The sequence below is a fragment of the Salipiger sp. genome (genome assembly GCF_048261495.1).
Lineage (GTDB): Bacteria > Pseudomonadota > Alphaproteobacteria > Rhodobacterales > Rhodobacteraceae > Salipiger.
This window is the reverse complement of record NZ_JBLXFX010000013.1, coordinates 78,170-100,307: the sequence shown is the minus strand read 5'-3', so window position 1 is coordinate 100,307 and position 22,138 is coordinate 78,170. Positions and strand designations below refer to the sequence as shown.

20 protein-coding genes are annotated in these 22,138 nt (G+C 68.0%); 3 read left to right on the top strand and 17 right to left on the bottom strand.

Translation table 11 applies throughout. From position 1 onward, the window contains the following. Positions 1 to 129: 129 nt before the first annotated feature. From cbbX to ACN0RJ_RS20080, 9 genes are all read right to left on the bottom strand, one after another. Complete coding sequence (cbbX, locus tag ACN0RJ_RS20120; RefSeq protein ID WP_417725449.1) at positions 130 to 1,068, bottom strand: CbbX protein; 939 nt, start codon at positions 1,066 to 1,068, stop codon at positions 130 to 132. 103 nt (positions 1,069 to 1,171) lie between these two features. Then, the gene (locus ACN0RJ_RS20115; RefSeq protein ID WP_417725448.1) at positions 1,172 to 1,591 is read right to left on the bottom strand and encodes a ribulose bisphosphate carboxylase small subunit; all 420 of its coding nucleotides are present in this window, start codon (positions 1,589 to 1,591) and stop codon (positions 1,172 to 1,174) included. 60 nt (positions 1,592 to 1,651) lie between these two features. Next, positions 1,652 to 3,112 carry a form I ribulose bisphosphate carboxylase large subunit gene (locus tag ACN0RJ_RS20110; protein WP_417722152.1) on the bottom strand — a complete coding sequence of 487 codons (1,461 nt, stop codon included), beginning with the start codon at positions 3,110 to 3,112 and terminating at the stop codon, positions 1,652 to 1,654. A gap of 23 nt (positions 3,113 to 3,135) precedes the next feature. Further along, a complete protein-coding gene (gene fba / locus ACN0RJ_RS20105) occupies positions 3,136 to 4,215 on the bottom strand; it encodes a class II fructose-bisphosphate aldolase (RefSeq protein ID WP_417725447.1) in 1,080 nt (359 codons plus the stop codon). A gap of 12 nt (positions 4,216 to 4,227) precedes the next feature. Next, positions 4,228 to 5,433 carry a phosphoglycerate kinase gene (locus ACN0RJ_RS20100; protein ID WP_417725446.1) on the bottom strand — a complete coding sequence of 402 codons (1,206 nt, stop codon included), beginning with the start codon at positions 5,431 to 5,433 and terminating at the stop codon, positions 4,228 to 4,230. Then, entirely contained in the window at positions 5,433 to 6,434 is a 1,002-nt protein-coding gene (gap, locus tag ACN0RJ_RS20095) for a type I glyceraldehyde-3-phosphate dehydrogenase (RefSeq protein WP_417725445.1), read from the bottom strand. The genes ACN0RJ_RS20100 and gap overlap by 1 nt, the downstream gene beginning before the upstream one ends. A gap of 17 nt (positions 6,435 to 6,451) precedes the next feature. Beyond that, positions 6,452 to 8,437 (bottom strand): transketolase, encoded by a 1,986-nt coding sequence (gene tkt, locus ACN0RJ_RS20090; protein WP_417725444.1) that lies wholly within the window; start codon positions 8,435 to 8,437, stop codon positions 6,452 to 6,454. 11 nt (positions 8,438 to 8,448) lie between these two features. Beyond that, positions 8,449 to 9,321 (bottom strand): phosphoribulokinase, encoded by an 873-nt coding sequence (locus ACN0RJ_RS20085; RefSeq protein ID WP_417725443.1) that lies wholly within the window; start codon positions 9,319 to 9,321, stop codon positions 8,449 to 8,451. An 18-nt stretch (positions 9,322 to 9,339) separates the two neighbouring features. Then, the gene (locus tag ACN0RJ_RS20080) at positions 9,340 to 10,347 is read right to left on the bottom strand and encodes a class 1 fructose-bisphosphatase (RefSeq protein ID WP_417725442.1); all 1,008 of its coding nucleotides are present in this window, start codon (positions 10,345 to 10,347) and stop codon (positions 9,340 to 9,342) included. Between the two features lie 99 nt (positions 10,348 to 10,446). Between ACN0RJ_RS20080 and ACN0RJ_RS20075 the strand changes: the two genes are divergently transcribed. Beyond that, positions 10,447 to 11,424, top strand: coding sequence for a LysR family transcriptional regulator (locus tag ACN0RJ_RS20075; protein WP_417725441.1), 978 nt, complete (start codon positions 10,447 to 10,449; stop codon positions 11,422 to 11,424). Here the strand turns inward: ACN0RJ_RS20075 and ACN0RJ_RS20070 are convergent. The 8 genes from ACN0RJ_RS20070 to ACN0RJ_RS20035 form a co-directional block, all read right to left on the bottom strand. Next, entirely contained in the window at positions 11,416 to 12,339 is a 924-nt protein-coding gene (locus ACN0RJ_RS20070; RefSeq protein WP_417725440.1) for a hypothetical protein, read from the bottom strand. The genes ACN0RJ_RS20075 and ACN0RJ_RS20070 overlap by 9 nt on opposite strands. Next, a complete protein-coding gene (locus tag ACN0RJ_RS20065; RefSeq protein WP_417725439.1) occupies positions 12,336 to 13,082 on the bottom strand; it encodes a sulfite exporter TauE/SafE family protein in 747 nt (248 codons plus the stop codon). Before ACN0RJ_RS20065 ends, ACN0RJ_RS20070 begins: the two co-directional genes overlap by 4 nt. 3 nt (positions 13,083 to 13,085) lie before the next feature. Continuing rightward, positions 13,086 to 14,399 carry a TRAP transporter large permease gene (locus ACN0RJ_RS20060; protein WP_417722142.1) on the bottom strand — a complete coding sequence of 438 codons (1,314 nt, stop codon included), beginning with the start codon at positions 14,397 to 14,399 and terminating at the stop codon, positions 13,086 to 13,088. A 1-nt stretch (position 14,400) separates the two neighbouring features. Beyond that, the gene (locus ACN0RJ_RS20055) at positions 14,401 to 14,931 is read right to left on the bottom strand and encodes a TRAP transporter small permease (RefSeq protein ID WP_417725438.1); all 531 of its coding nucleotides are present in this window, start codon (positions 14,929 to 14,931) and stop codon (positions 14,401 to 14,403) included. A gap of 145 nt (positions 14,932 to 15,076) precedes the next feature. After that, positions 15,077 to 16,045, bottom strand: coding sequence for a TRAP transporter substrate-binding protein (locus ACN0RJ_RS20050; protein WP_417722140.1), 969 nt, complete (start codon positions 16,043 to 16,045; stop codon positions 15,077 to 15,079). A 52-nt stretch (positions 16,046 to 16,097) separates the two neighbouring features. Further along, entirely contained in the window at positions 16,098 to 17,339 is a 1,242-nt protein-coding gene (locus ACN0RJ_RS20045) for an NAD(P)/FAD-dependent oxidoreductase (protein WP_417725437.1), read from the bottom strand. A gap of 25 nt (positions 17,340 to 17,364) precedes the next feature. Continuing rightward, a complete protein-coding gene (locus tag ACN0RJ_RS20040) occupies positions 17,365 to 18,495 on the bottom strand; it encodes an enolase C-terminal domain-like protein (RefSeq protein ID WP_417725436.1) in 1,131 nt (376 codons plus the stop codon). A 56-nt stretch (positions 18,496 to 18,551) separates the two neighbouring features. Further along, positions 18,552 to 20,243: a thiamine pyrophosphate-binding protein gene (locus tag ACN0RJ_RS20035; RefSeq protein WP_417722137.1), complete on the bottom strand. Its 1,692-nt coding sequence runs from the start codon at positions 20,241 to 20,243 to the stop codon at positions 18,552 to 18,554. Positions 20,244 to 20,366: 123 nt separating this feature from the next. Here ACN0RJ_RS20035 and ACN0RJ_RS20030 point away from each other — a divergent pair, with 123 nt between their 5' ends. After that, entirely contained in the window at positions 20,367 to 21,104 is a 738-nt protein-coding gene (locus tag ACN0RJ_RS20030; RefSeq protein WP_417725450.1) for an aspartate/glutamate racemase family protein, read from the top strand. Between the two features lie 100 nt (positions 21,105 to 21,204). After that, positions 21,205 to 21,900, top strand: coding sequence for a fumarylacetoacetate hydrolase family protein (locus ACN0RJ_RS20025; RefSeq protein WP_417725435.1), 696 nt, complete (start codon positions 21,205 to 21,207; stop codon positions 21,898 to 21,900). Positions 21,901 to 22,138 lie beyond the last annotated feature (238 nt).

Below are 22,138 nucleotides of genomic sequence, written 5' to 3'. Positions count from 1 at the left end.
GATGGAGGGGGCGATCTTGACGGAGCGGTCGATGGTCATGGGCGTGGTTCCCTGTGGTGAGCGGGGAGGGGGCGCTGCCCCCATCGCCTGCGGCGATCCCCCCGGGATATTTCGAGCCAGAAGAAGGGGTTATTCGGCGGCCTGCCGCATCCGGCGCTCGACGTCCAGCCCGCCGCGGAAGACACGGGAGGCGCGCAGGTCGGTCTCACGGATGGTCGAGAGTTCCTTCGCGCCGAGCGGGCCCTTCGCCTCGTTGAAGAGGCGGTTGGCCTGGCGCAGCCGGGCGCGGTCGAGGGCGTTGCGGATCGAGCGGGCATTGGCGAAATGCGGCTGGGTGCGGCGGGCGGCGATGTAGTCGGCCATGGCGGCGCGGGCGGCGTCGTCGAAGATGTAGCTCTGTTCGCCCAGCATGATGTCGGAGATCCGCAGCAGTTCGTCGTCGCTGTAGTCGGGAAACTCGACGTGATGTGCGATGCGCGAGCGGAAGCCGGGGTTGCTTTCGAAGAAGCGGTCCATGCGGTCGGCGTAGCCGGCGAGGATCACCACGAGGTCGTCGCGGTTGTTCTCCATCACCTGCAGCAGGATCTCGATCGCCTCCTGGCCGTAGTCGCGTTCGTTCTCGGGGCGGTAGAGGTAATAGGCCTCGTCGATGAAGAGCACGCCGCCCATCGCCTTCTTCAGCACTTCCTTGGTCTTGGGGGCGGTGTGGCCGATGTACTGGCCGACGAGGTCGTCGCGGGTGACCGTTACCAGATGGCCCTTGCGGACATAGCCGAGGCGGTGCAGCAGGCTTGCCATCTTGAGCGCCACCGTGGTCTTGCCGGTGCCGGGGTTGCCGGTGAAGCTCATGTGCAGGGTCGGCGTGCCGGTGGCGAGGCCCATGGCGCGGCGGGCCTTGTCGACCAGCAGCAGGGCGGCGGTCTCGCGGATGCGGGATTTCACCGGCGCGAGGCCGATCATGGTCTCGTCGAGTTCGGCCAGCACCTCGCGCACGCCGCTGTCCTCGTAGGAGGCGGCGAGATCGACGGAGGTCGTGCGCTCGGTCTGCGGTAACGGTGTGTCGGTCATCTGGGTGCTCCGTGAGCGGCATCGTGGGCAGGGCGGGGCGCCCGAGGGGATGGGCGCCCCTGGTCGCGGGCCCCGGTGGAGGACCGGGGGCGCCGCGAAGGGATCAGGCGTAGCGGCGGCCTTCGGGCTCGCGCATCGCGTAGCTTTCGATGGTGTAGCGGACGCTGCGGCCCTCGCCTTCCTGGCGGACGACGCGGAAGCCGGGTTCGTCGGCCGGGCGGTTGACGATGAAGCTCATGCGGATGGATTCCCACCCGGCTGTGCTGTCGAAGGCGATGACGCGGATGTACTTGCCGCCGTGTTCCTTGCGGCATTCGTTGACCTCGAAGACCACCGCGGCGGCGTCCGGATTGTCGAACATCGGGTGGCTCCACATCTCCCAGTAGGTGTTGCGGGGGTGCGGGTCGTCGGAATACTCGACCGAGACCGCCCAGCCGTTGTCGATGGCATACTGGGCCTGGGCGTGGATGTCGGAATCGGTGAGGTCGGGGAGGAAGCTGAACTGGCCCTGACGCAGGCGCATGGGATTTTCCTTTCGTGGATTGGGGGTTGCGGGCGGCGGGCCGGGCCCGCCGCAGCCGGATCACATGGAGACTTCGGGGGTCGGCGCGAAATCGGGGGCGTCGGTGGAGGCGTAGTTGAAGCTCACGTCCTTCCAGACGTCGAGCGCCTGTTTGAGGGGGGTGCAGGTGCGGGCCGCGTCGCGCAGGATGTCCGGGCCCTCGTTCCAGATGTCGCGCCCGGCGTTGCGGGCGAAGACCATCGCCTCCAGCGCCACGCGGTTGGCGGTTGCGCCCGCCTCGATCCCGTGCGGGTGGCCGATGGTGCCGCCGCCGAACTGGAGCACCACGTCCTCGCCCAGATAGGTGAGAAGCTGGTGCATCTGTCCGGCGTGGATGCCTCCGCTCGCCACCGGCATCATCTTGTTGAGCGAGGCCCAGTCCTGGTCGAAGAAGATGCCGTTCTCCAGCGCCATCGGGTTCCGTTCCTCGCGGAAGATGTCGTAGTAGCCCTTGGTGGTGGCCGGATCGCCTTCGAGCTTGCCGACGACGGTGCCCGCGTGCAGGTGGTCGACCCCGGCGAGGCGCATCCACTTTGCGATGACGCGGAAGCTGACGCCGTGGCTGCGCTGGCGGGTGTAGGTCGAGTGCCCCGCGCGGTGCAGGTGCAGGATCATGTCGTTGTCGCGCGCCCATTTCGCCATGGACTGGATCGCGGTGTAGCCGATCACGAGGTCGATCATGATGATGACCGAGCCGAGCGACTTGGCAAATTCCGCGCGGGCGTACATCTCTTCCATCGTACCGGCGGTGACGTTCAGATAAGTGCCCTTCACCTCGCCCGTGGCGGCCGAGGCGCGATTGACGGCTTCCATGCAGTAGAGGAAGCGGTCGCGCCAGTGCATGAAGGGCTGCGAGTTGATGTTCTCGTCATCCTTGGTGAAGTCGAGCCCGCCCTTCAGCGCCTCGTAGACCACGCGGCCGTAGTTGCGGCCCGAGAGCCCGAGCTTCGGCTTGACGGTCGCGCCCAGCAGCGGGCGGCCGTAGGCGTTCAGGCGCTCGCGCTCCACCACGATGCCGGTGGCGGGGCCCTGGAAGGTCTTCACATAGGCCACTGGCAGGCGCATGTCCTCGAGCCGCAGGGCCTTCAGCGGCTTGAAGCCGAAGACGTTGCCGATGATCGAGGCGGTGAGGTTGGCGATGGAGCCCGGCTCGAACAGATCGAGGTCATAGGCGATGTAGGCGAAGTATTCGCTGTCGGAGTTCGGCACCTTGTCGACGCGATAGGCCTTGGCGCGGTACTTGTCGCAGGCGGTCAGACGGTCGGTCCAGACCACGGTCCAGGTGGCGGTGGAGCTTTCGCCCGCCACGGCGGCGGCGGCTTCGACCGGGTCGACTCCGTCCTGCGGGGTGATCCGGAACAGCGCGATCACGTCGGTGTCCTTGGGCGTGTAATCCGGTTCCCAGTAGCCCATCTGGGCATATTTCATCACGCCTGCGGAATAGCGCTTCTTGGCGTCGGTGACGGTGGACATGTCGTTCATGGGTCTTCTCCTCCTCTGAGGGGTCAGGCGGCGCGGGCGGCCGCAATCCGGGGGTCGAGCGCGCCGCTGGCGTAGCGGCGGGCCATGTCGTCAAGGCTGACGGGGGTGATCTTTCCGGCCTGTCCGGCGGTGCCGAAGCGTTCGAAACGGTCGCGGCAGAGCGCTTCCAGCTCCTTCATCGCCGGGATCATGAACTTGCGCGGGTCGAATTCCGCCGGCTCCTCCATCGCGATCCTGCGGAACTGGCCGGTCATCGCCATGCGGCAGTCGGTGTCGATGTTGACCTTGCGGACGCCCATGCGGATGCCCTTTTCGATCTCCTCGACCGGCACGCCCCAGGTCTGGGGCATGTGGCCGCCGCTCTGGTTGATGAGGTTCTGAAGGTGCTGCGGCACCGAAGAGGAGCCGTGCATGACGAGGTGCGTGTTCGGCAGCTTTTCGTGGATCGCGGCGATGGTCTCCATCGACAGGATCTCGCCGTCGGGCTCGCGGGTGAACTTGTAGGCCCCGTGCGAGGTGCCGCAGGCGATGGCGAGCGCGTCGCACTTGGTCCGCATCACGAAGTCGACCGACTGGTCGGGGTCGGTGAGAAGCTGCGAATGGTCCAGCTTGCCCTCGGCGCCCGAGCCGTCCTCGGCTGCCGCCTCGCCGGTCTCCAGCGAGCCGAGTACGCCCAGTTCGCCCTCCACGCTTGCCCCGACCGCATGGGCGGCGCGGGTCACGCGGGCGGTGATCTCGACGTTGTAGTCGTAGGAGGCGGGGGTCTTCATGTCCTCCTCCAGCGAGCCGTCCATCATCACCGAGGTAAAGCCGTGACGGATCGCCGAGAGGCAGGTGGCGTCGTTGTTGCCGTGGTCCTGATGCAGCACGATGGGGTTGCGCGGGAACATCTCGGCCAGCGCCTCGACCATGTGCCGCAGCATCACGTCACCCGCATAGCTGCGCGCCCCGCGCGAGGCCTGCAGGATCACCGGCGCGTCGCAGGCCTGCGCCGCGCGCATGATCGCCAGACCCTGCTCCATGTTGTTGATGTTGAAGGCCGGGACGCCGTAGGTCTGTTCTGCGGCGTGGTCCAGCAGTTGCCTGAGTGTGATGAGCGCCATGATATCCTCCCGTCAGGCGGCTTGTTTGGGCGGCATGAGGGCCGCGATGCCGGGCAGCGTCTTGCCTTCCAGCCATTCCAGGAATGCCCCACCGGCGGTGGAGACATAGGTGAAGTCGCCCGTGACCCCGGCAGCGTTCAGCGCCGCGACGGTGTCGCCTCCGCCCGCGACGGTGACGGCGCGGCCCTCGTGGCTGAGGGATGCCGCCCTGCGGGCGACCTGCATGGTGGCCTGATCGAAGGGCTTGATCTCGAAGGCACCAAGGGGGCCGTTCCACAGGATCGTATGGGCGTGGTTGAGCCTTGCGTTGAAGGCAGCGATACTTTCGGGGCCCGCGTCGAGGATCATCGTGCCGTCCGGACACTGGTCGGCGGGGACGGTGACGGCGGGTGCATCCTCGGCAAAGGCGGTGGCGCAGACGATGTCGGTGGGCAGCAGGATCTCGCAGCCCGATTTCGCCGCCAGCGCCTCGATCTCGCGCACGGTCCCGACCTGGTCCGCCTCGTGCAGCGACTTGCCCATCGGGCAGCCGCGGGCAAAGAGAAAGGTGTTGGCCATGCCGCCGCCGACGATCACCGCGTCGAGCTTGCCGACGAGGTTCTTCAGCACCGCGATCTTGGACGAGACCTTGGCCCCGCCGACGATGGCGACCGCCGGCTTCTCGGGCCGCTCAAGCGCGTTGGTCAGCGCCTCCATCTCCTCGATCAGGAGGGGGCCGGCATAGGCGGGCAGCAGCCGCGCGATGGCTTCGGTCGAGGCATGGGCGCGGTGGGCGCAGGAAAAGGCATCGTTGACGTAGACATCGCCGAGCAGCGCCAGCGCGGCGGCAAAGGCCGGATCGTTCGCCGCCTCGCCGGGGTTGTACCGCAGGTTCTCGCACAGCAGTGCCTGGCCGTCGTGCAGGCTTTCGGACAGGATCACGGCGGCATTGGTGGCGCAGGTGTCCGAGAAGCGGACCGGCACGCCGAGCGCGTCGGACAGGGCGGGGCGCAGCTTGTCGACGGAAAACCCGGGGTCCAGTTCGTTCGGCCTAGGGCGCCCGTAGTGGGTGAGGATCACGAGACGCGCGCCCTGTTCCAGCAGGGGTTTCATGCCGCGCGCGAAACGGTCGATCCGGGTTGCATCGGTCACGCGGCCCTTGTCCACGGGCACGTTCAGATCCGCGCGCACCAGCAGGCGTTTGCCCTTCACGTCGATGGAGGTGATCGGAGTGACCATCAGATCAACCTCCCCATCGCGACGGCGGTGTCGGCCATGCGGTTCGAAAAGCCCCATTCGTTGTCGTACCAGCTCAGGATACGCACCATCCGCCCGCCCATGGCCCGGGTCTGGTCCATGTGGAAGATCGAGGAGTGCGGGTCGTGGTTGAAATCGGTCGAGACGTTGGGCTCGTCCGTATATCCCAGCACCCCGTTCAGCGGCCCGTCGGCGGCGGCGCGGATGGCGGCGTTGACCTCGTCGACGGTGGTGTCGCGGGAGGCCTCGAAGGTCAGGTCGACGACCGAGACATTGGGCGTCGGCACCCGGATCGCCACGCCGTCGAGCTTGCCGTCGAGTTCCGGCAGCACCAGCCCCACGGCCTTGGCCGCGCCGGTCGAGGTCGGGATCATCGACAGCGCCGCGGCGCGGGCGCGGTAGAGGTCGCCGTGCATGGTGTCCAGCGTCGGCTGGTCGCCGGTGTAGCTGTGGATCGTGGTCATGAAGCCCTTTTCGATGCCGATGGCGTCGTTCAGCGCCTTGGCGACGGGCGACAGGCAATTGGTGGTGCAGGAGGCGTTGGAGACGACCACATGCTCGGCCCGCAGATCGCGGTGGTTCACGCCGAACACCACCGTCTTGTCGGCACCCGTCGCGGGGGCGGAGACGAGGACGCGCTTCGATCCGTTCTCCAGATGCGTCGCGGCCTTGGCGCGGTCGGTGAAGATGCCGGTGCATTCCATCGCGATGTCGACGCCGTCCCAGGGCAGTTCGGCGGGATTGCGCAGTGCCGTCACCTCGATCGGCCCGCGCCCGAGGTCGATGGTCGCGCCCTTCACCGTGACGGTGCCGGGAAAGCGCCCGTGCACCGAGTCGTAGCGCAGCAGATGGGCATTCGTCTCGACCGGGCCGAGGTCGTTGATGGCCACGACCTCGATGTCGTTGCGCCCCGACTCCGCGATGGCGCGAAGCACATTTCTCCCGATACGGCCGAAGCCGTTTATGGCAACCTTGACAGTCATCCGTGTCCCTCTTTCTTTTATATCAGTCGTTTGGCGAGGCCGGCGACCGCCTCTGCCGTGATGCCGAAATGGCGGTAGAGGTCGGCCGCCGGGGCGGAGGCCCCGAACCCGGTCATGCCGATGAAGCCGTCTTCGGGGCGCAGGAACAGATCCCAGCCCATGCGGATCGCGGCCTCTATCCCGATGCGCGGGGCCGCGCCCAGGGTGGCGGTGCGATAGGCCGCGTCCTGCTGTGCGAAGAGTTCGAAGCAGGGGGCCGAGACCACGGCGGCGGCGATGCCCTCTGCCGTGAGCGTGTCGCATGCGGCCAGCGCAATCTCGATTTCGGAGCCCGTGGCGATGAGCGTCACGTCGCGTCGGGGCGCGTCGCGCAGCACATAGGCGCCACGGGCGGAGCAGTTGGCGTCGGTGTGACGCCGCCGCACGGTCGGGAGGGTCTGCCGGGAGAGGGCGAGGACAGAGGGCGTGCGGGTCTGCTCCATGGCAATCTGCCAGGCTTCGGCGGTTTCCACCGCATCGGCCGGGCGGAACACCAGCATGTCGGGCATGGCGCGAAGCGAGGCGATGGTTTCCACCGGCTGGTGGGTGGGACCGTCTTCGCCGAGGCCGATGCTGTCGTGGGTCATCACGTAGGCGACGGGCACCCCCATCAGCGCCGAGAGCCGCATCGCGCCGCGCGCATAGTCGGCAAAGGCGAGGAAGGTGCCGCCATAGGGGCGCAGGCCGCCGTGCAGGGCGATGCCGTTCATCGCGGCGGCCATGCCGTGTTCGCGGATGCCGTAGTGGATGTAATTGCCCGCGTAGTCGCCGGGTCCGACCGGGGTCTGCCCCTTGGTCCGGGTCAGGTTCGACCCGGTCAGGTCGGCAGAGCCGCCGACCATGTCGGGCAGGGTGCCGTTCACCACCTCCAGCGCCATTTCACTCGCCTTGCGGGTGGCGACTTTGGGCGCATCCTGCGACAGGCGATGCTTGTAGGCGCAGATCGCGGCATCAAGCGCCTTGGTGTCGACGGGGCCGAAGGCGGCGCGGAAGCGGTCCGCCAGCGGGCTTTGCGACAGGCGCCGCGCCCAGGCCTCGCGGTCCTCGGCCCCCCGGCGGGCGATGGCGCGCCATGCCTCGGTGACCTCGGGGGGGATGTGGAACGGCGGATGCGGCCAGTTCAGCGCCTCGCGGGTCGCGGCGATCTCGTCCTCGCCCAGCGGCGCGCCGTGCACGTCGTGCGAGCCCTGCTTGTTGGGCGCGCCGTAGCCGATCACCGTCCTGCAGGCGATCATCGAGGGGCGGGGATCGGCGCGCGCCGCCTCGATGGCCTGCGCGATCGCCTCCTTGTCATGGCCGTCAACCGCCTGCACATGCCAGCCGGAGGCGGCGAAGCGGGCCTTCTGGTCGGTCGAGGTCGAAAGCTCGGTGCCGCCGTCGATGGTGATGCCGTTGTCATCCCAGAGCACGATCATCCGGCCGAGTTTCAGATGGCCCGCAAGGTCCATGGCCTCATGGGAAATCCCCTCCATCAGGCAGCCGTCGCCGGCGATGACATAGGTGTAATGGTCCATCAGGTCGGACCCGAAGCGGGCGTTCAGCATGCGTTCGGCCAGCGCCATGCCGACGGCGGTGCTGATGCCCTGACCAAGCGGGCCGGTCGTGGTCTCGATCCCCTTGGCATGGCCGTATTCCGGGTGCCCCGCCGTGCGGGCGCCGAGCTGGCGAAAGGCCTGAAGCTGGCTCATCGGCATGTCGTCGTAGCCGAGCAGGTGGTTGATCGCATAGACCAGCATGGAACCGTGCCCCGCGCTCATCACGAAGCGGTCGCGGTCGGGCCACCTGTCGTCCTTCGGGTCGACCGAAACGAAGCGGTTGAACAGCACGGTCGCCACGTCGGCCATGCCCATCGGCGCGCCGGGATGACCGGAGTTGGCCTTTTGCACCGCATCCATGGCAAGGGCGCGGATGGCGTTGGCCATGAGGTCTTCGGTGGTCCGGGTGACGGGGGTCTGAATGGTCATCGCATCCTCCCTCAGGCGCGCTTGGATTCGTGGACGAGGCGTTGGACCATCGGCGTGAAGATCAGCTGCATGGCGAGGTCCATCTTGCCGCCCGGGATCACGATGGAATTGGCGCGGCTCATCCAGGAGTTCTGGATCATCGAGGTGAGATAGGGGAAATCGATCCCCCGCGGGCTCTTGAACCGGATCACCACGAGGCTTTCATCCGCGGTGGGGATCCAGCGGGCGATGAACGGGTCCGAGGTGTCGACCACGGGCACGCGCTGGAAATTCACGTCCGTCTCCACGAATTGCGGGCAGATGCAGTGCACGTAGGCGTGCATCCGGCGCAGGATCGTGTCTGTCACGGCCTCGGTGGTGTAGCCGCGCGAGGCCTTGTCGCGGTGGATCTTCTGGATCCATTCGAGGTTGATGACCGGCACCACCCCGATCTTGAGATCGGCGCGGGAGGCCAGGTTCACCTCCTCGTTGACCACCGCGCCGTGCAGCCCCTCGTAGAACAGCAGGTCGCTGTCGTCCTCGAACGGTGTCCAGTCGGTGAAATGGCCCGGCGGCGTGCCGTGACGCTCGGCCTCCTTGTCGTCGTGGATGTAGTGACGGGTCCGGCCACGGCCGGTTTCGCCATAGGTGCGGAAGATGCTTTCCAGCTCTCCCAATTCGTTGGCGTCGTAGGAGAAATGCGAGAACGTCTCGTCTCCGGCGGATTTGCGCGCCTCGAGCTCGGCCTTCATGTCGGCACGGTTGAAGCGGTGAAAGGCGTCGCCCTCGATGCTGACGGCCCGGATCCCCTCGCGGCGGAAGATCTGGTCGAAGGTCGTCTTGACCGTCGTTGTGCCCGCACCGGACGAGCCGGTGACGGAGATGATGGGATGCTTCTTGCTCATGGTACTTTCCGGGATGGCTCAGACGCGGAACAGGCCGCGGGTGCCGAAGAGGGCGGAGACTTCCTGCGACGGCAGGTCGTGATAGGCCGCGACCCGGTCGACCTTGAGGGCCGAGCCGAAGACGAAGGGCGTGCGGGCGTGCAGGCCCTCGGGGGTCCGGTCGAGAATGCGGGTGGTGCCGTCGGTGGCGCGGCCGCCGGCCTGCTCGATCAGCATGGCGATGGGGGCACATTCGTAGACCATGCGCAGCCGGCCGTATTCATAGCCCGGCCGGGCGTCGGAGGGGTAGAGGAACAGCCCGCCGCGCATCAGGATGCGATGGGTCTCGGCGACCAGCGACGCGATCCAGCGCATGTTGAAATTGCGCGCCTTGGGGCCGTCGGCGCCCTTGAGGCAATCGTCGATGTAGCCGCGGACCGGCGTGGTCCAGTGCCGGTAGTTGGAGGCGTTGATGGCGAATTCCGTGCTGTCCCCGGAGATCGTCGGACGGCTGTTCAGCAGCGTGAAGCGGCGGGTCCGGGGATCGAGGATGTAATCCTGAACGCCGTCGCCGAAGGTCACCATCATCATGGTCTGCGGCCCGTAGATCACGTAGCCCGCCGCGATCTGCTCGTGCCCCGGGCGCAGGAAGGTCGCATCGCCCGTGTCCCGCGGTTCGCGGAGGGAAAAGATCGTGCCGATGGAGACGTTGGTCTCGATGTTGGACGAGCCGTCCAGCGGGTCGATGGCCAGCGCCAGGGTGCCGGCGGGGTCGAGTTCGACGACGCTGTCCTGCTCCTCGGAGGCATACCAGCGGATGCCGGTCCCCTTCAGCTCGGCGGCAAAGGCTTCGTCCGCGATGACGTCGAGCGCCTTCTGCCGGTCGCCGTCGGAATTGTCGCCCACATGGGCATGCAACTGGCCGTCGAGCGGGCCGCAGGCGATGCGCCCTGCCAGGTCGCGGGCGACCCGTCCCAGGGCTTCCATGGCGGGGCGCAGGCGTGCCGGGATCGGCGCATCTGCGGAATACGGATTGATGTCGGTCATCAAGGCCTCCCTTTCCTCGACGGTGACTGTTGCTTGATCTTGACGATCCCCGGCGTTTAGAAAATTTAATAAATCTGATCCAGGAGTCGGAGAAATTGAATGCGCAGATTGGCCTCGCTCACCTTCAAACAGCTTCGCGCGCTGGAAGCCGTTGAAAGAACTGGATCAATTGCCCGCGCATCGGAGGAGCTGGGCCTCTCGGCGCCGGCGGTTCACAGCCAGCTCAAGGCGCTGGACGAGACTTTCGGATGCGCCATGCTGTCGCGGGCGGGGTCGGGAAAATTCCGCGTGACGGCCGAGGGGCGGGCTCTGCTCGACGCGCATCTGCGGGCGGATGCCGGGTTCCGGCTGGCGCTGCGGCGAATCGACTCGCTGCAGAAGGGCATGGCGGGGACGGTGGTGCTGGGCGTGGTCTCGACGGGCAAGTATTTCGCGCCGGGAATCGTGGCCCGCCTGCGCCGCGCCTATCCCGAGATCGAGATCCTGCTGCAGATCGGCAATCGCGACCGGATCATCGCCGGGGTGCAGGACGGCGCCTTCGACCTGGCGATCATGGGGCGGCCGCCGCGCGAGCCGCCGCTCGAGGCGCTGTCGATCGGCGATCATCCCCACGTCCTGATCGCCGGGCCGGATCACCCGCTGGCGGGCCGGGGCGATCTTACGGCGGACGAGGTGCTGGCCGAAACCATCCTCATGCGCGAGCAGGGCTCGGGCACGCGCATCCTAGCGACGCGGTTTCTCGACCGGCTGGGCGAGGGCAAGACCTACGAGCGGACCGAAATGGGCACGAACGAGACCATCAAGCAGGCGGTGATCGCGGGGCTGGGGATCGCGCTGATCTCGTATCACACCGTGGTCGAGGAGTTGCGGAGCGGGCGGCTGGTCGCGCTCGACCTGCCGGGCCTGCCGATCCTGCGGCACTGGTTCCTGTTGCACCGATCCGACACGGTGCTGTCAGGGGCGGGGCGCACGGTGCTGGCCTTCATCGCCGCCGAGAAGGACGGCTTTCTTCCCGCCTGGCCGCCGGGGCGGGGGCAAGACGTATCGTCTAAGGATCGGGGCCCCGGTTCAGCGTAGCGCCCGGTAGAGCGGCGTCATCAGCAGCGGCGTCAGGTACATCGGCACCTGGTAGCAGCCGATGAACAGCAGCAGCGGGGCGGTGATCTCGGGCGGGAGCGCCACGAGGAACAGCGCGATGTTGCGGTTGCCCGAGGTGATCGCCAGCGCCGGCAGGGCGCTGCGGTCCGGCGCGCGGCGCAGGCTCAGGGCGACCGCCAGTTGCGGCCCGAGATTGGCGGCGCAGGCCAGCGCCAGCCAGACCGCCAGCCGCGCCGGGTCCTGCGTCAGGGCCGGCCCGACCTCGGACATCAGGCCCAGCACCATCACCGTCATGACCAGCGCCGAACATCCGTCGATGCGCCGCATTGCCGTCTGGCCCGGGGCCTTCAGCAGGCTCAGGCGCAGGGCGAAGGCCGCCGCCGTCGCCAGCGCGATGGTCACCAGCAGCCGCAGGACCGAGGCCGTCACCACCGCCGGATCGCCCAGCGCCGGGAGCATGTGGAACACCGGCAGCGCGGTCAGCGGCAGCAGCGCCGTGCCCAGCACCAGCAGCCGCAGCGTCGGAGCGGGGTCTCCGCCCACCAGCATGGTGAGGTTGGGGCTGCCCGCCAGCGGCGGCGCCGCCAGCATCAGCCCGAGCGCCAGCGCCGCCGGGCTCCCGAGCGCTCCCAACAGGGCGAAGCCGCCGAGCAGGCCGAGCGGCAGGACGACCTGCCACAGCGCGACCACCAGCGCCGTCGCGCGCAGATCCGCGACCGCGCCGAGCGCCAGCCGCGGCCCGATCCGCAGCGCGGCAAGGAACAGCAGCAGCGCGACCAGCCCCGGCAGGGTGCCGCGCATCCGGTCGGCGGCCTGCGGCAGGACAACGCCCGCCACCAGCCCGGCGACCAGCAGCCAGCGGGCATGGCGGGCACAGAACTCCAGCAGGATCACGTCAGGCCCCGAAGGACCAGCACCACCCCCGCCATGCCGCTGATCGCCAGCAGGAAGGCCCGATACCGCGCATCCATCGCCGGGCCGAGGGCGCGCGCGGCGTAGTAGCCGGCGACCGTGCCGGGGGCGAGCAGCAGCGCGAACCAGACGTCGCTCCACCCGGCCCAGCCGCTCAGGATCAGGCCGGAGACCGAAAAGATCGTGCCGAAGGTGAAGGTCGCCGCCAGCGTCGGGCGCGCCTGACGGGCCGGCTGGCCCTGGTAGACGATGGCGAGCGGCGGCGCTCCGACCGAGGTGATCGTCGCCATGATCCCCGACACCACGCCCATGCCGTAGATGTTGGTCCGCGTGAAGGCGAGCTTCAGCCCCGCCACCGACAGCACCACAGCCACGAGGATCAGGCTGCCGAAGACCAAGCTGAACCCGTCGCGCGAGGCGACAAGCCCGCCGAGGATCACCGCCGCGATCAGCGCGCCGGTCAGCCGTCCGCCCGCCGCCGTCAGGGCTTCGGGCCAGACGATGGCGCCGCGTTCGCGGAAGGCGCCGAGCGCGGAGACGGCGAGGCTCATCAGCAGGGTCGGGACCGGCACCAGCACCGGGTCGATCACCGCCAGGACCGGCGCGACGGTCAGCCCGAACCCCATCCCGAGCGAGAATTGCACGACCGCCCCGGCAAAGACCACGACAAGAGCGATGGCGGCCAGCCAGGGGTGGGCCGCGAAATGGGCAAGTGCGTCGTGCATGGGTCAGCCGCCGGGTCGTTGCCGGATGTTGTCGGGCAGCCAGGTTGCCAGTTCCGGGAAGAAGATCAGCACGAAGACCATGACCACCATGATGAGGAACATCGGAATCGCGGCCCGCGCGATGAAGGTCATCTCATGGTTGGTCATGCCCTGCAACACGAACAGGTTGAACCCGATCGGCGGCGTGATCTGCGCCATCTCGACCACCACCACGATGAAGATGCCGAACCAGATGATATCGATACCCTGGGCACGGATCATCGGTTCGACCACCGCCATCGTCAGCACGACCGAGCTGATCCCGTCGAGAAAGCAGCCCAGAACGATGTAGAAGACCAGCAGCGCCATGATGAGCTGGAAGCGCGTCAGCTCCCAGCTCGCGATCAGGTCGGCCAGGCCGCGCGGAATGCCGGTAAAGCCCATCGACAGCGACAGGAACGACGCCCCCGCGAGGATCAGCGCGATCATCGCCGAGGTGCGCACCGCGCCCATCAGGCTTTCCGAGAAGGTGCTCCAGCTCAGCGAGCCCTGTGCCGCCGCGAGCACCATCGAGCCGATGACGCCGAAGGCCGCGGCCTCGGTCGCGGTGGCATAGCCCATGTACATCGACCCGATCACCACGAGGATGAGGCAGATCACCGGGATCAGGAACCGCGAGTTGCGGACCTTTTCGAGGAAGCTCATGTGCGGTTCGGGCGTCGGGTTGAAATCCTTCGACACGAAGGACATCACCGCCACGTAGCCCATGAACATCAGCGCCAGCACGAGGCCGGGAAAGACCCCGGCCATGAACAGCTTGGTGACGGATTCGTTGATGGTCACGCCGTAGACGATGAGGGTCAGAGACGGCGGGATCATCAGGCCCAGCGTCGCGGCCCCGGCGAGGGTGCCGATCACCATGTGTTCGGGGTAGCCGCGCTTGCGGAGTTCGGGGATCGACATCTTGCCGACCGTGGTCAGCGTGGCCGCCGAGGATCCCGACACCGCCGCGAAGACCGTGCAGCCGACGATGTTGGTATGCACGAGGCCGCCCGGCAGGCGGGCCATCCAGGGCGACAGGCCGCGGAACATGTCTTCGGACAAGCGGGTTCGGTAGAGAATCTCGCCCATCCAGATGAACAGGGGCAGGGCGGTCAGCGTCCAGCTCGACGACGAGGACCAGACCTTTGTGATCATCGCATCGCCCGCCGGGCGGGTGGTGAACAGGTCCATGCCCACGTAGGCGACGCCCATCAGCGCGAGGCCGACCCAGACGCCGGACCCCAAGAGCAGGAACAGGACGAAGAGGAAGATGCCGATCGGGATCAGTTGCTCCATCTCACTCTCCCTGGCTCTGGTCGACGAGGTCGGTGGTGATGCCGTGCGCACCGGTCAGAAGCAGCCGCAGGAAGTGGTCCCAGAAGGCGACCGCCAGCAGGATCGTGCCTGCCGACATGGACAGTTGCGGAATCCACATCGGCGTGGCGTCGAGCCCCTGGGACAGCTCCTTCCAGCGCCACGAGATATGCGTGCCCTTGACGGCGTACCAGGCGAACCAGGTGGAGATCAGCGTGCCGATGCCGAAGCACCAGACCTCGCCCCACCAGCGGAACCGCCCCATCGCCGAGAGCAGCAGCGACACCCGGATATGCGCGCCGTGGTTCAGCGCGTAGGCAAAGGCGAAGAACGAGGCCCCGGCCATGCAGTAGCCCGCGTAATCGGTCGCGCCGGGGAACACCTGCCCCGTCCAGCGCGCCAGCATCTGGAGCACGATCAATGCGAGGATGGAGACCAGGAAGACCGACGCGATGATCCCCCCGATCAGATACGCCGTGTCGAGTGTGCGCCGTAGCGCGCGAGCCGCTGCCATTGTCCGTTCCCCATGTCCTGAGCTGGTCCGGTGCCCCGGCCAGGTCCCGTGCCGGAGCGAGCGGTCGCTCTACGGCCGTCCTGTGCGCCCTGTCCGGCGGACGGGCGGGGTGGGGAGGCGGCGCAGGTCCGCCTCCCGCGCCGGGTCACTGACCCTTGTAGGCGTCGACGATGGCCTTGCCGTCATCCCCGGCCTTGGCCAGCCATTCCTCGGTCATGGTCTCGCCCATGGCCTTGAGCTGGTCCATCAGGTGATCCGAGGCCCGCTCGACCGTCATGCCGTTCTCCTTCAGCCCGTCGAGGGTGAACTGGGTGTAGGCCTTGGACTTCTCCAGGCCGTCGGCGGCGGCGGTCGCGGCGCATTCCTCCATCACCGCCTTGGCCTCGTCCGAAAGGCCGTTCCAGGCGTCGAGGTTCACGAACACCGCGTTGCGCGGCAGCCATGCGTCGACCTCGTAGAAGTTGCTCAGATGCTCCCAGACCTTGCGGTCGTAGCCGGTCGCCCCGGACGAGATGAAGGATTCCGCCACGCCGGTCGCCAGCGCCTGGCTGAGTTCGGCAGCTTCGACCTGTACCGGCAGCGCGCCGGTCAGTTCCGCCATCTTGGCGGTCGCGGCCGAGTAGGAGCGGAACTTCACGCCCTTCATGCCCTCGATGTCGTCGAGCGTCTTGTTCATGTAGAGCCCCTGCGGCGGCCACGGCACCGAGTAGAGGTAGTGCAGGTTGTCGCCTTCCAGCGCCTTTTCCACGTAGGGTTCGGCGATGGACCAGAGTTTTTCGTGCTCGTCGAAGGAGGACACGAGGAAGGGAATGGAATCCACGCCGTAGAGCGGGTTCTCGTTCTCGTGGGCCGACAGGAGGCGTTCGCCGATGTTGGCCTGCCCGGTCATCACCGCGCGCTTGATCTCGGCCCCGCCGAACAGCGACCCCGAGGGGTGGGTCACGATCTCGAGCTCGCCGCCGGTGCCCTCGGTCACGCAGGCGCCGAAGGCGGTGCCGACTTCGGAGTGGAAGTTGGAGGCCGCATAGGCCATCGGCATGTCCCATTTCTCCGCGCTGGCTGCGCCGGCCGCCGCGCAGAGCGCGGTGGCGCCGAGAAGGATCTTCATCGTCATGGTCGTTCTCCCTGAGTTATTGGTGTGCAAATGTTTTTCTTTGCCTGTGATCTCATTGAAAGCGCGAAGGGGCATAGGGCGCAAGGTCGATGTTGGGGGATTGGCCCGATATGAGCTGAGAAAGGATCCGTCCGGTCTTCGGTCCGCCCGTCAGACCGACATGATCGTGACCGAAACCGGCAAAGGCGCCTTTCAGACCCGGCACTTCGCCGATGAGCGGCAGGGAATCGGCCACGGCGGGGCGGTGGCCCATCCACTCGACCCGGTGTTTCCAGGTCAGGCCCGGCATGGCCGCGCGGATGCTGCGTTCGAGCAGCGCGAAGGGCGCGCGCGAGGGCGGCGCCTCGAGCCCGCCGAGTTCGACGATCCCGGCAAGGCGCAGGCGCCCCTCCATCGGGGTGGCCACGAATTTTCCCGCCGCGATCATGATCGGGTTGCGGGGCATGGCCGATGGTTCCCAGAGTTCGAGGTGGTAGCCGCGTTCGGTTTCCAGTGGCACGGTCAGGCCCAGCTTTTTCGCCAGCGGGCCGGAATAGGCGCCGGTGGTGAGGACGGCGGCGTCGCAGGGGATCGTCTCGCCCCCGGCGCGCACGCCCGTCACCGCGCCGTTGCCGCGGACGAGGTCGTCGACCTCGGCGATGACGAGGCGGGCGCCGTTCGCGACGGCATGGGCGGCCAGCGCCTTCACGTAGGCGCCGGGATCGGTGATGCGGCCGTGGTTGCCGAACCGCGCGGCAAGGCCGACCTGTTCGCCGAGCGCGGGTTCGTAGGCACGCAGGGCCGCGCCTTCGAGTTCCTCGCAGACGAAGCCGTGTTCGCGCCGGACCGAGTAGCCGAAGGCGTCGGCCTCGTAGGCGGCGCGGTCGCGGTAGGCAAAGACGTAATCCCCCGGCACCACCCAGCGTTCGGCCCCGGTTCCGGCCGACAGGGCCTGGTGATCGGCCAGGCTGTCGCCGATGATCGGCGCGGCGGCGCGGGCGCGGGTGCGCACTGCCTCGGCATTGGCGTGGCGCATGTATTTCAGCAGCCAGGGCAGGACCCTCGGGAAATAGCCCCACTTCATGAACAGCGGCTGGTCGGGATCGAGCAGCATCCGCGGCGCCTTGGTCCACAGCCCCGGACCCGGCACCGGCACCACCGAGCACGAGGCGAGGACCCCGGCATTGCCGTGGCTTGCGCCCTCGGCCGGGCCCTTGCGGTCGATCAGCACGACCTCGTGGCCCGCGCGTTGCAGCCAGATGGCGGTGGATACGCCCACGATCCCCGCGCCGATCACCGCCACCGTTCTGCTCATCGTCCCGTCCCCTGTTCCGGTCGGCTCATGCCACCACCCGCCTCACGGCGTATCTTTCGAGACGGTCCGTCGCCGGGCGTGCGCCCAGTCCCGGCCCGTCCGGCACCACCACCGCGCCGTTTTCGACGGCGAAGGGCGTTTCGAGAATGTCCTCGGCAAGGAAATAGCCCGCCTGGTAGAACTCGCAGCCCAGCGTGATCTCGGGCGTCGCGGCGATCATGTGGGTTCCGGCAAGATGGGCGAGCCCGCTTTCGAACATGTCCCCGCCGTAGGCCGCAAGGCCTGCCGCCCCGGCCATGCGGGCGACGGTCTGCGCGCGCGTCGGCCCGCCCGCCTTCATGATCTTGACCGACACGCCGTCGGCCAGCCCCTCGCGGATGGCGCGTGCCATGTCCTCGGGGCCGAAGACGCTTTCATCCGCCAGCAGCGGCACATCGGTCAGATCGCGCAGGCGTTTCATCACCTCCCGATGGTGCGCGGCGACGGGCTGTTCGATGAAGTCGGGGGCAAAGCCCGCCACCTCGCGCACGGCCATCGGCGCGGCCTCGGGAGAGAGGCCCTGGTTGTAGTCCACGCGGATGCGCATGGCCGGATGATCGCGGCGGATGCGTTCCAGCCGCATGAGGTCGAAGGCATGGCCCTTGAACCCGGTCTTGAGCTTGACGATGCCCACGCCGTCGGCGCTCAGCCGGTCGAGCAGGCGCAGATCCTTGTCGAAATCCGGGTCGGCGATGGAGCAGGACAGCGGGATGCGGTCGCGGCAGCGCCCGCCGAGCAACGCCCAGACCGGCACCCCGGCGAGCCGCGCCTCGAGGTCGAGCAGCGCGGTTTCCAGCGCCGCCTTTGCCTCGGTGCAATGGGCGACGGCCTTTTGCGCGGTGGCCATGATCGCGGCACGATCGGCGACCGCCTTCCCCAGGACCAGCGGGCGGAAATAGCGGTCGAGCGCCGCGAAGCTGGCCTCGGGCGAGCCGGTGAAGACCACCCATGGGCTGGCCTCGCCCCAGCCCTGCGTGCCGTCCTCGGCCGTCAGGCGCAGGACGATGATCTCGACCGAGCCCTCGACCGAGCCGATCCCGTGATCGCGCCGCGCCGTCACCGGCAGGGCAAGGTGCCAGAGGTCGAAGCCGGTTATGGTCTGGGTGAGGTCGGTCATGCGGTCAGCCGGTCGGGAACGGGAGCGGGGGAAGACAGGGCGGCGGGGTCGGGCGGTCAGCCCATCCAGCGGCGCACCGGGGCGGCGGCCTCTTCCAGCGGTTGCACCACCACGTCGATCAGCGTCGGGCCATCGTGTTCGACCGCCTCGCGCAGCACCGCCTCGAGCTCGTCCGGGTCCTCGACCCGCCAGCTTTTCAGCCCGAAGGCGGCGGCGATGGCGGCGTGGTCGGTGCGGCGGAAATCGACGTTGTAATAGCGCGCGCCCTTGTCGGCCTTCTGGCTGGCCTTGATCCAGCCGAAGGTGGCGTTGGACAGGACGATGAAGGTGATATCGGCCCCGGCGCGGCAGACGGTTTCGAGTTCTCCGCAGGAAAAGCCGAACGAGCCGTCCCCCATCAGCGCCACCACCTTGGCCCAGGGCCGCCCGTACCACGCGCCGAGCGAGGCGGGCAGGGCATAGCCCAACGCCCCGTGGGCGCGGTTGGTGATGAACTGGCGGCCGGGCCGGGGCAGTTCGTAATAGGCGGACAGGTAGGGGCAGGAGGTGCCGGGATCGGAGAGGATCACCGCTTCTTCGGGCAGCACCCGTTGCAGGGTGGCGATCAGGCGCTCGGGGCGCATCGGCACTTCGGTGCTTTCGGCCAGCGCCCGGAAGGCGGCGAACTTGCGGGCCTTGCGCTCGGCCACCGCCTCGGCACCGTCGAAGCCGGGCAATTCCCCGCGATGCTGATCCAGCACCTTGTTCACCGCGTCGAGCGACAGTTTCAGGTCGCCCGTGACGGCCACCTCGGTCGGGTAGTTGGCGCCGATCACCTGCGGTTCCACATCGAAATGCACGATGCGGGCTCCGGGCTTGGGCGCCTCCCAGCGGGCGGTGGTGGTCGATCCGGCGCGGCAGCCCATGAAGATCACCAGGTCGGCTTCCTCCATCGCCTCCCAGGTCTCGTCCGTGCCGCCGTTCGAGCCGACGACCCCGAGGCAGTTGGGGTGGGTCTCGGCCAGCGCGCCCTGTCCCGAGATCGAGGTCGCCACCGGAATGTCGAGGCGGCGCGCGAGATGGTCCAGCGCCTCCATCGCGCCGGCGATCACCACGCCGCCGCCGCAGACGATCAGCGGCTTGTCGGCCGAAAGGATCGCCTCGACCGCCGCTTCGACCTGCGACTGTTCGGGGCCGGTCGGATAGGCGGGAAAGGTCTGGTGGCCGGGGTCGGCCCAGATTTCGGACTCCTCAACCTCGTCATACTGGATGTCGTAGGGCAGCCCGAGGTGGGCGGCACCGGGGCGGCCCGTGGTCATGGCGCGAAAGGCGGCGCGCACCATGCGGGGGATGTGGTCGGCGCGCTTGATGACGGTGTTCCACTTGGTCAGCGGGCGCATGATCGCTTCCTGATCGACCTCGGTCAGGGGGTACTTGCCGTAGGAGCCGACGGAAATGTCCGAGGTGATCGCCAGCAGCGCATAGGAGCTTTCGTTCGCCTCGATGATCCCCGGCAGGATGTAGGTCGCGCCGCCGCCCGACGGCCCCTCGCAGACGCCGGGGCGGCCGGAAACCCGGGCATAGGCATCGGCCATGTAGGTGGCCGAGCGTTCGTCGCGGGTCAGCACGTGGGTGATCCCGTGGTCGAGCTTCAGCAGGCTGTCGTACATCGGAAGGGAGGTGTCGCCGCACAGGCCGAAGACATGCGTGACCCCGTGGGCCTGAAGCATCCGCACCATCGCATCCGCGCCGCTCAGATGGTTGCTCATGTCGCCCTCATTCGTATGCTAACGTGATGGGCCGACGCTTGCACAGGCTTGCGCGTGACGCAATGCCATGTCCAGCTGAGCGCAGCCGGGCAGGGCGATCTGCCGAGTCGACGGGCAGGTGCGATGACGGAATACGGCGGCAAGACGATCTACGGCGCGACCCTGGGCATCGTGATGCTCGAGACGCGCTTTCCGCGAATTCACGGCGACATCGGCAATGCGCTGACCTGGCCCTTTCCGGTGCAGTTCCGCATCGCGAAGGCCGCGACGCCCGAGAAGGTCGTGCTCGGCGATCCCGAGCCGCTGGCCGATGCCTTTCTCGCCGCCGGGCGGGAACTGGTGGATTCCGGCTGCGACGGGGTGGCGACGAACTGCGGCTTCCTCGTGCCGTTCCAAGACCGGCTGTCGGCGGCGCTGGGCGTGCCGGTGGCCAGTTCCTCGCTGATGCAGGTGCCCTTCGTGCAGCGCATGCTGCCGCCGGGCCGGAGGGTCGGGGTGGTGACGGTGTCGGCCGCGACGCTGGGCCCGGTGCATTTCGCGGCGGCGGGGATGGACCCGGATACGCCCGTGGTCGGAACCGATCCGAAAGGTGAATTCGCGGACAAGATCCTGCACGATTCGCCCGAGATCGACTTTGCCCGCGCGCGCCGGGACGTTCTGGACGCCGCCGAGGCGCTGAGGGCCGAGGCGCCGGACCTCGGGGCGATCGTGCTGGAGTGCACCAACATGGTGCCCTATGCCCGCGATCTGCGCCGCGCGACCGGGCTGCCGGTCTTCTCGATCTATTCCTACCTGACGTGGTTCCAGGCGGCGCTTCTGCCGCGCCGGTTCGAGCCGGAGCTCGACGACCCGAGATTCTGAGAAAAGCGGCGCCGCGCTGGTGCAATCCTGCGGAAATCCGGTACTGATTCCGCAACTGGCCCGGTCGAGACCGGGCCCGATCCGCCGGAAAGGACAGCACATGGCATTCGTATTTCCCCCGATGGAAACCCCGTCCATCCCCGTGGCAGGCAGCGACGACCGCTTCCCCGTGCGCCGCATCTTCTGCGTCGGGCGCAACTATGCCGCCCATGCCCGCGAGATGGGCAAGGACCCGGACCGCGAACCGCCGTTCTTCTTCACCAAGCCCGCCGATGCGGTGGCCGGCGACGGCGAGATCATCGCCTACCCGCCGCTGACCGAGAACCTGCACTACGAGGCCGAGCTGGTCGTCGCCATCGGCACCGGCGGCCGCGACATCCCGGAGGCCGAGGCCCTGTCCCACGTCTGGGGCTATGCCGTCGGCAACGATCTGACCCGCCGCGATCTTCAGGCCGTGGCCAAGGACATGGGGCGCCCCTGGGACTGGGCCAAGGGGTTCGACCGCTCCGCCGTGATCGGCGCGGTGCATCCGGTGGCCGGGGTCGGGCACCTCTCGGAGGGGGCGATCCGTCTCGCTGTCAACGGCACGCTCCGGCAGGACGGCAACCTGAACGAGCTGATCTGGTCGATCCCCGAGGTGATCTCGATCCTGTCGGGAAGCGTGGCGCTTGCGCCCGGGGATCTCATCATGACCGGCACTCCGGCCGGGGTCGGCGCACTGGTGCCGGGCGATCTCTGCGAGGTCACGATCGAGGGTCTGGGCACGCTCGCCACCACCATCGGGCCGCGTCTCTGATCCGCCCGGTTCGGGCGCGTGCCGCGCACGAACAAGTGATGGACAAAAACAGTTATATCGTGTAACTATATATCCGATCCGGTTCCGCGCCACGGGAGAGGCGCGCGCCGGGCGGCATGGAGGAGGGTGGCGTTTTCGGACATTTTGCCCCGCAGGACTGCCCTTGCCATCGCGCGGGGTGGTGGGACGGGGCGCGGGATCATCGTAAAGATTGACCCGTTGGGGGAATTCGAAGACC

Coding starts and splice junctions, on each gene's coding strand:
- cbbX (WP_417725449.1), bottom strand. CDS start 1,068: ATGACCGACACACCGTTACCGCAGACCGAGCGCACGACCTCCGTCGAT.
- ACN0RJ_RS20115 (WP_417725448.1), bottom strand. CDS start 1,591: ATGCGCCTGCGTCAGGGCCAGTTCAGCTTCCTCCCCGACCTCACCGAT.
- ACN0RJ_RS20110 (WP_417722152.1), bottom strand. CDS start 3,112: ATGAACGACATGTCCACCGTCACCGACGCCAAGAAGCGCTATTCCGCA.
- fba (WP_417725447.1), bottom strand. CDS start 4,215: ATGGCGCTCATCACACTCAGGCAACTGCTGGACCACGCCGCAGAACAG.
- ACN0RJ_RS20100 (WP_417725446.1), bottom strand. CDS start 5,433: ATGGTCACTCCGATCACCTCCATCGACGTGAAGGGCAAACGCCTGCTG.
- gap (WP_417725445.1), bottom strand. CDS start 6,434: ATGACTGTCAAGGTTGCCATAAACGGCTTCGGCCGTATCGGGAGAAAT.
- tkt (WP_417725444.1), bottom strand. CDS start 8,437: ATGACCATTCAGACCCCCGTCACCCGGACCACCGAAGACCTCATGGCC.
- ACN0RJ_RS20085 (WP_417725443.1), bottom strand. CDS start 9,321: ATGAGCAAGAAGCATCCCATCATCTCCGTCACCGGCTCGTCCGGTGCG.
- ACN0RJ_RS20080 (WP_417725442.1), bottom strand. CDS start 10,347: ATGACCGACATCAATCCGTATTCCGCAGATGCGCCGATCCCGGCACGC.
- ACN0RJ_RS20075 (WP_417725441.1), top strand. CDS start 10,447: ATGCGCAGATTGGCCTCGCTCACCTTCAAACAGCTTCGCGCGCTGGAA.
- ACN0RJ_RS20065 (WP_417725439.1), bottom strand. CDS start 13,082: ATGCACGACGCACTTGCCCATTTCGCGGCCCACCCCTGGCTGGCCGCC.
- ACN0RJ_RS20060 (WP_417722142.1), bottom strand. CDS start 14,399: ATGGAGCAACTGATCCCGATCGGCATCTTCCTCTTCGTCCTGTTCCTG.
- ACN0RJ_RS20055 (WP_417725438.1), bottom strand. CDS start 14,931: ATGGCAGCGGCTCGCGCGCTACGGCGCACACTCGACACGGCGTATCTG.
- ACN0RJ_RS20050 (WP_417722140.1), bottom strand. CDS start 16,045: ATGACGATGAAGATCCTTCTCGGCGCCACCGCGCTCTGCGCGGCGGCC.
- ACN0RJ_RS20045 (WP_417725437.1), bottom strand. CDS start 17,339: ATGAGCAGAACGGTGGCGGTGATCGGCGCGGGGATCGTGGGCGTATCC.
- ACN0RJ_RS20040 (WP_417725436.1), bottom strand. CDS start 18,495: ATGACCGACCTCACCCAGACCATAACCGGCTTCGACCTCTGGCACCTT.
- ACN0RJ_RS20035 (WP_417722137.1), bottom strand. CDS start 20,243: ATGAGCAACCATCTGAGCGGCGCGGATGCGATGGTGCGGATGCTTCAG.
- ACN0RJ_RS20030 (WP_417725450.1), top strand. CDS start 20,367: ATGACGGAATACGGCGGCAAGACGATCTACGGCGCGACCCTGGGCATC.
- ACN0RJ_RS20025 (WP_417725435.1), top strand. CDS start 21,205: ATGGCATTCGTATTTCCCCCGATGGAAACCCCGTCCATCCCCGTGGCA.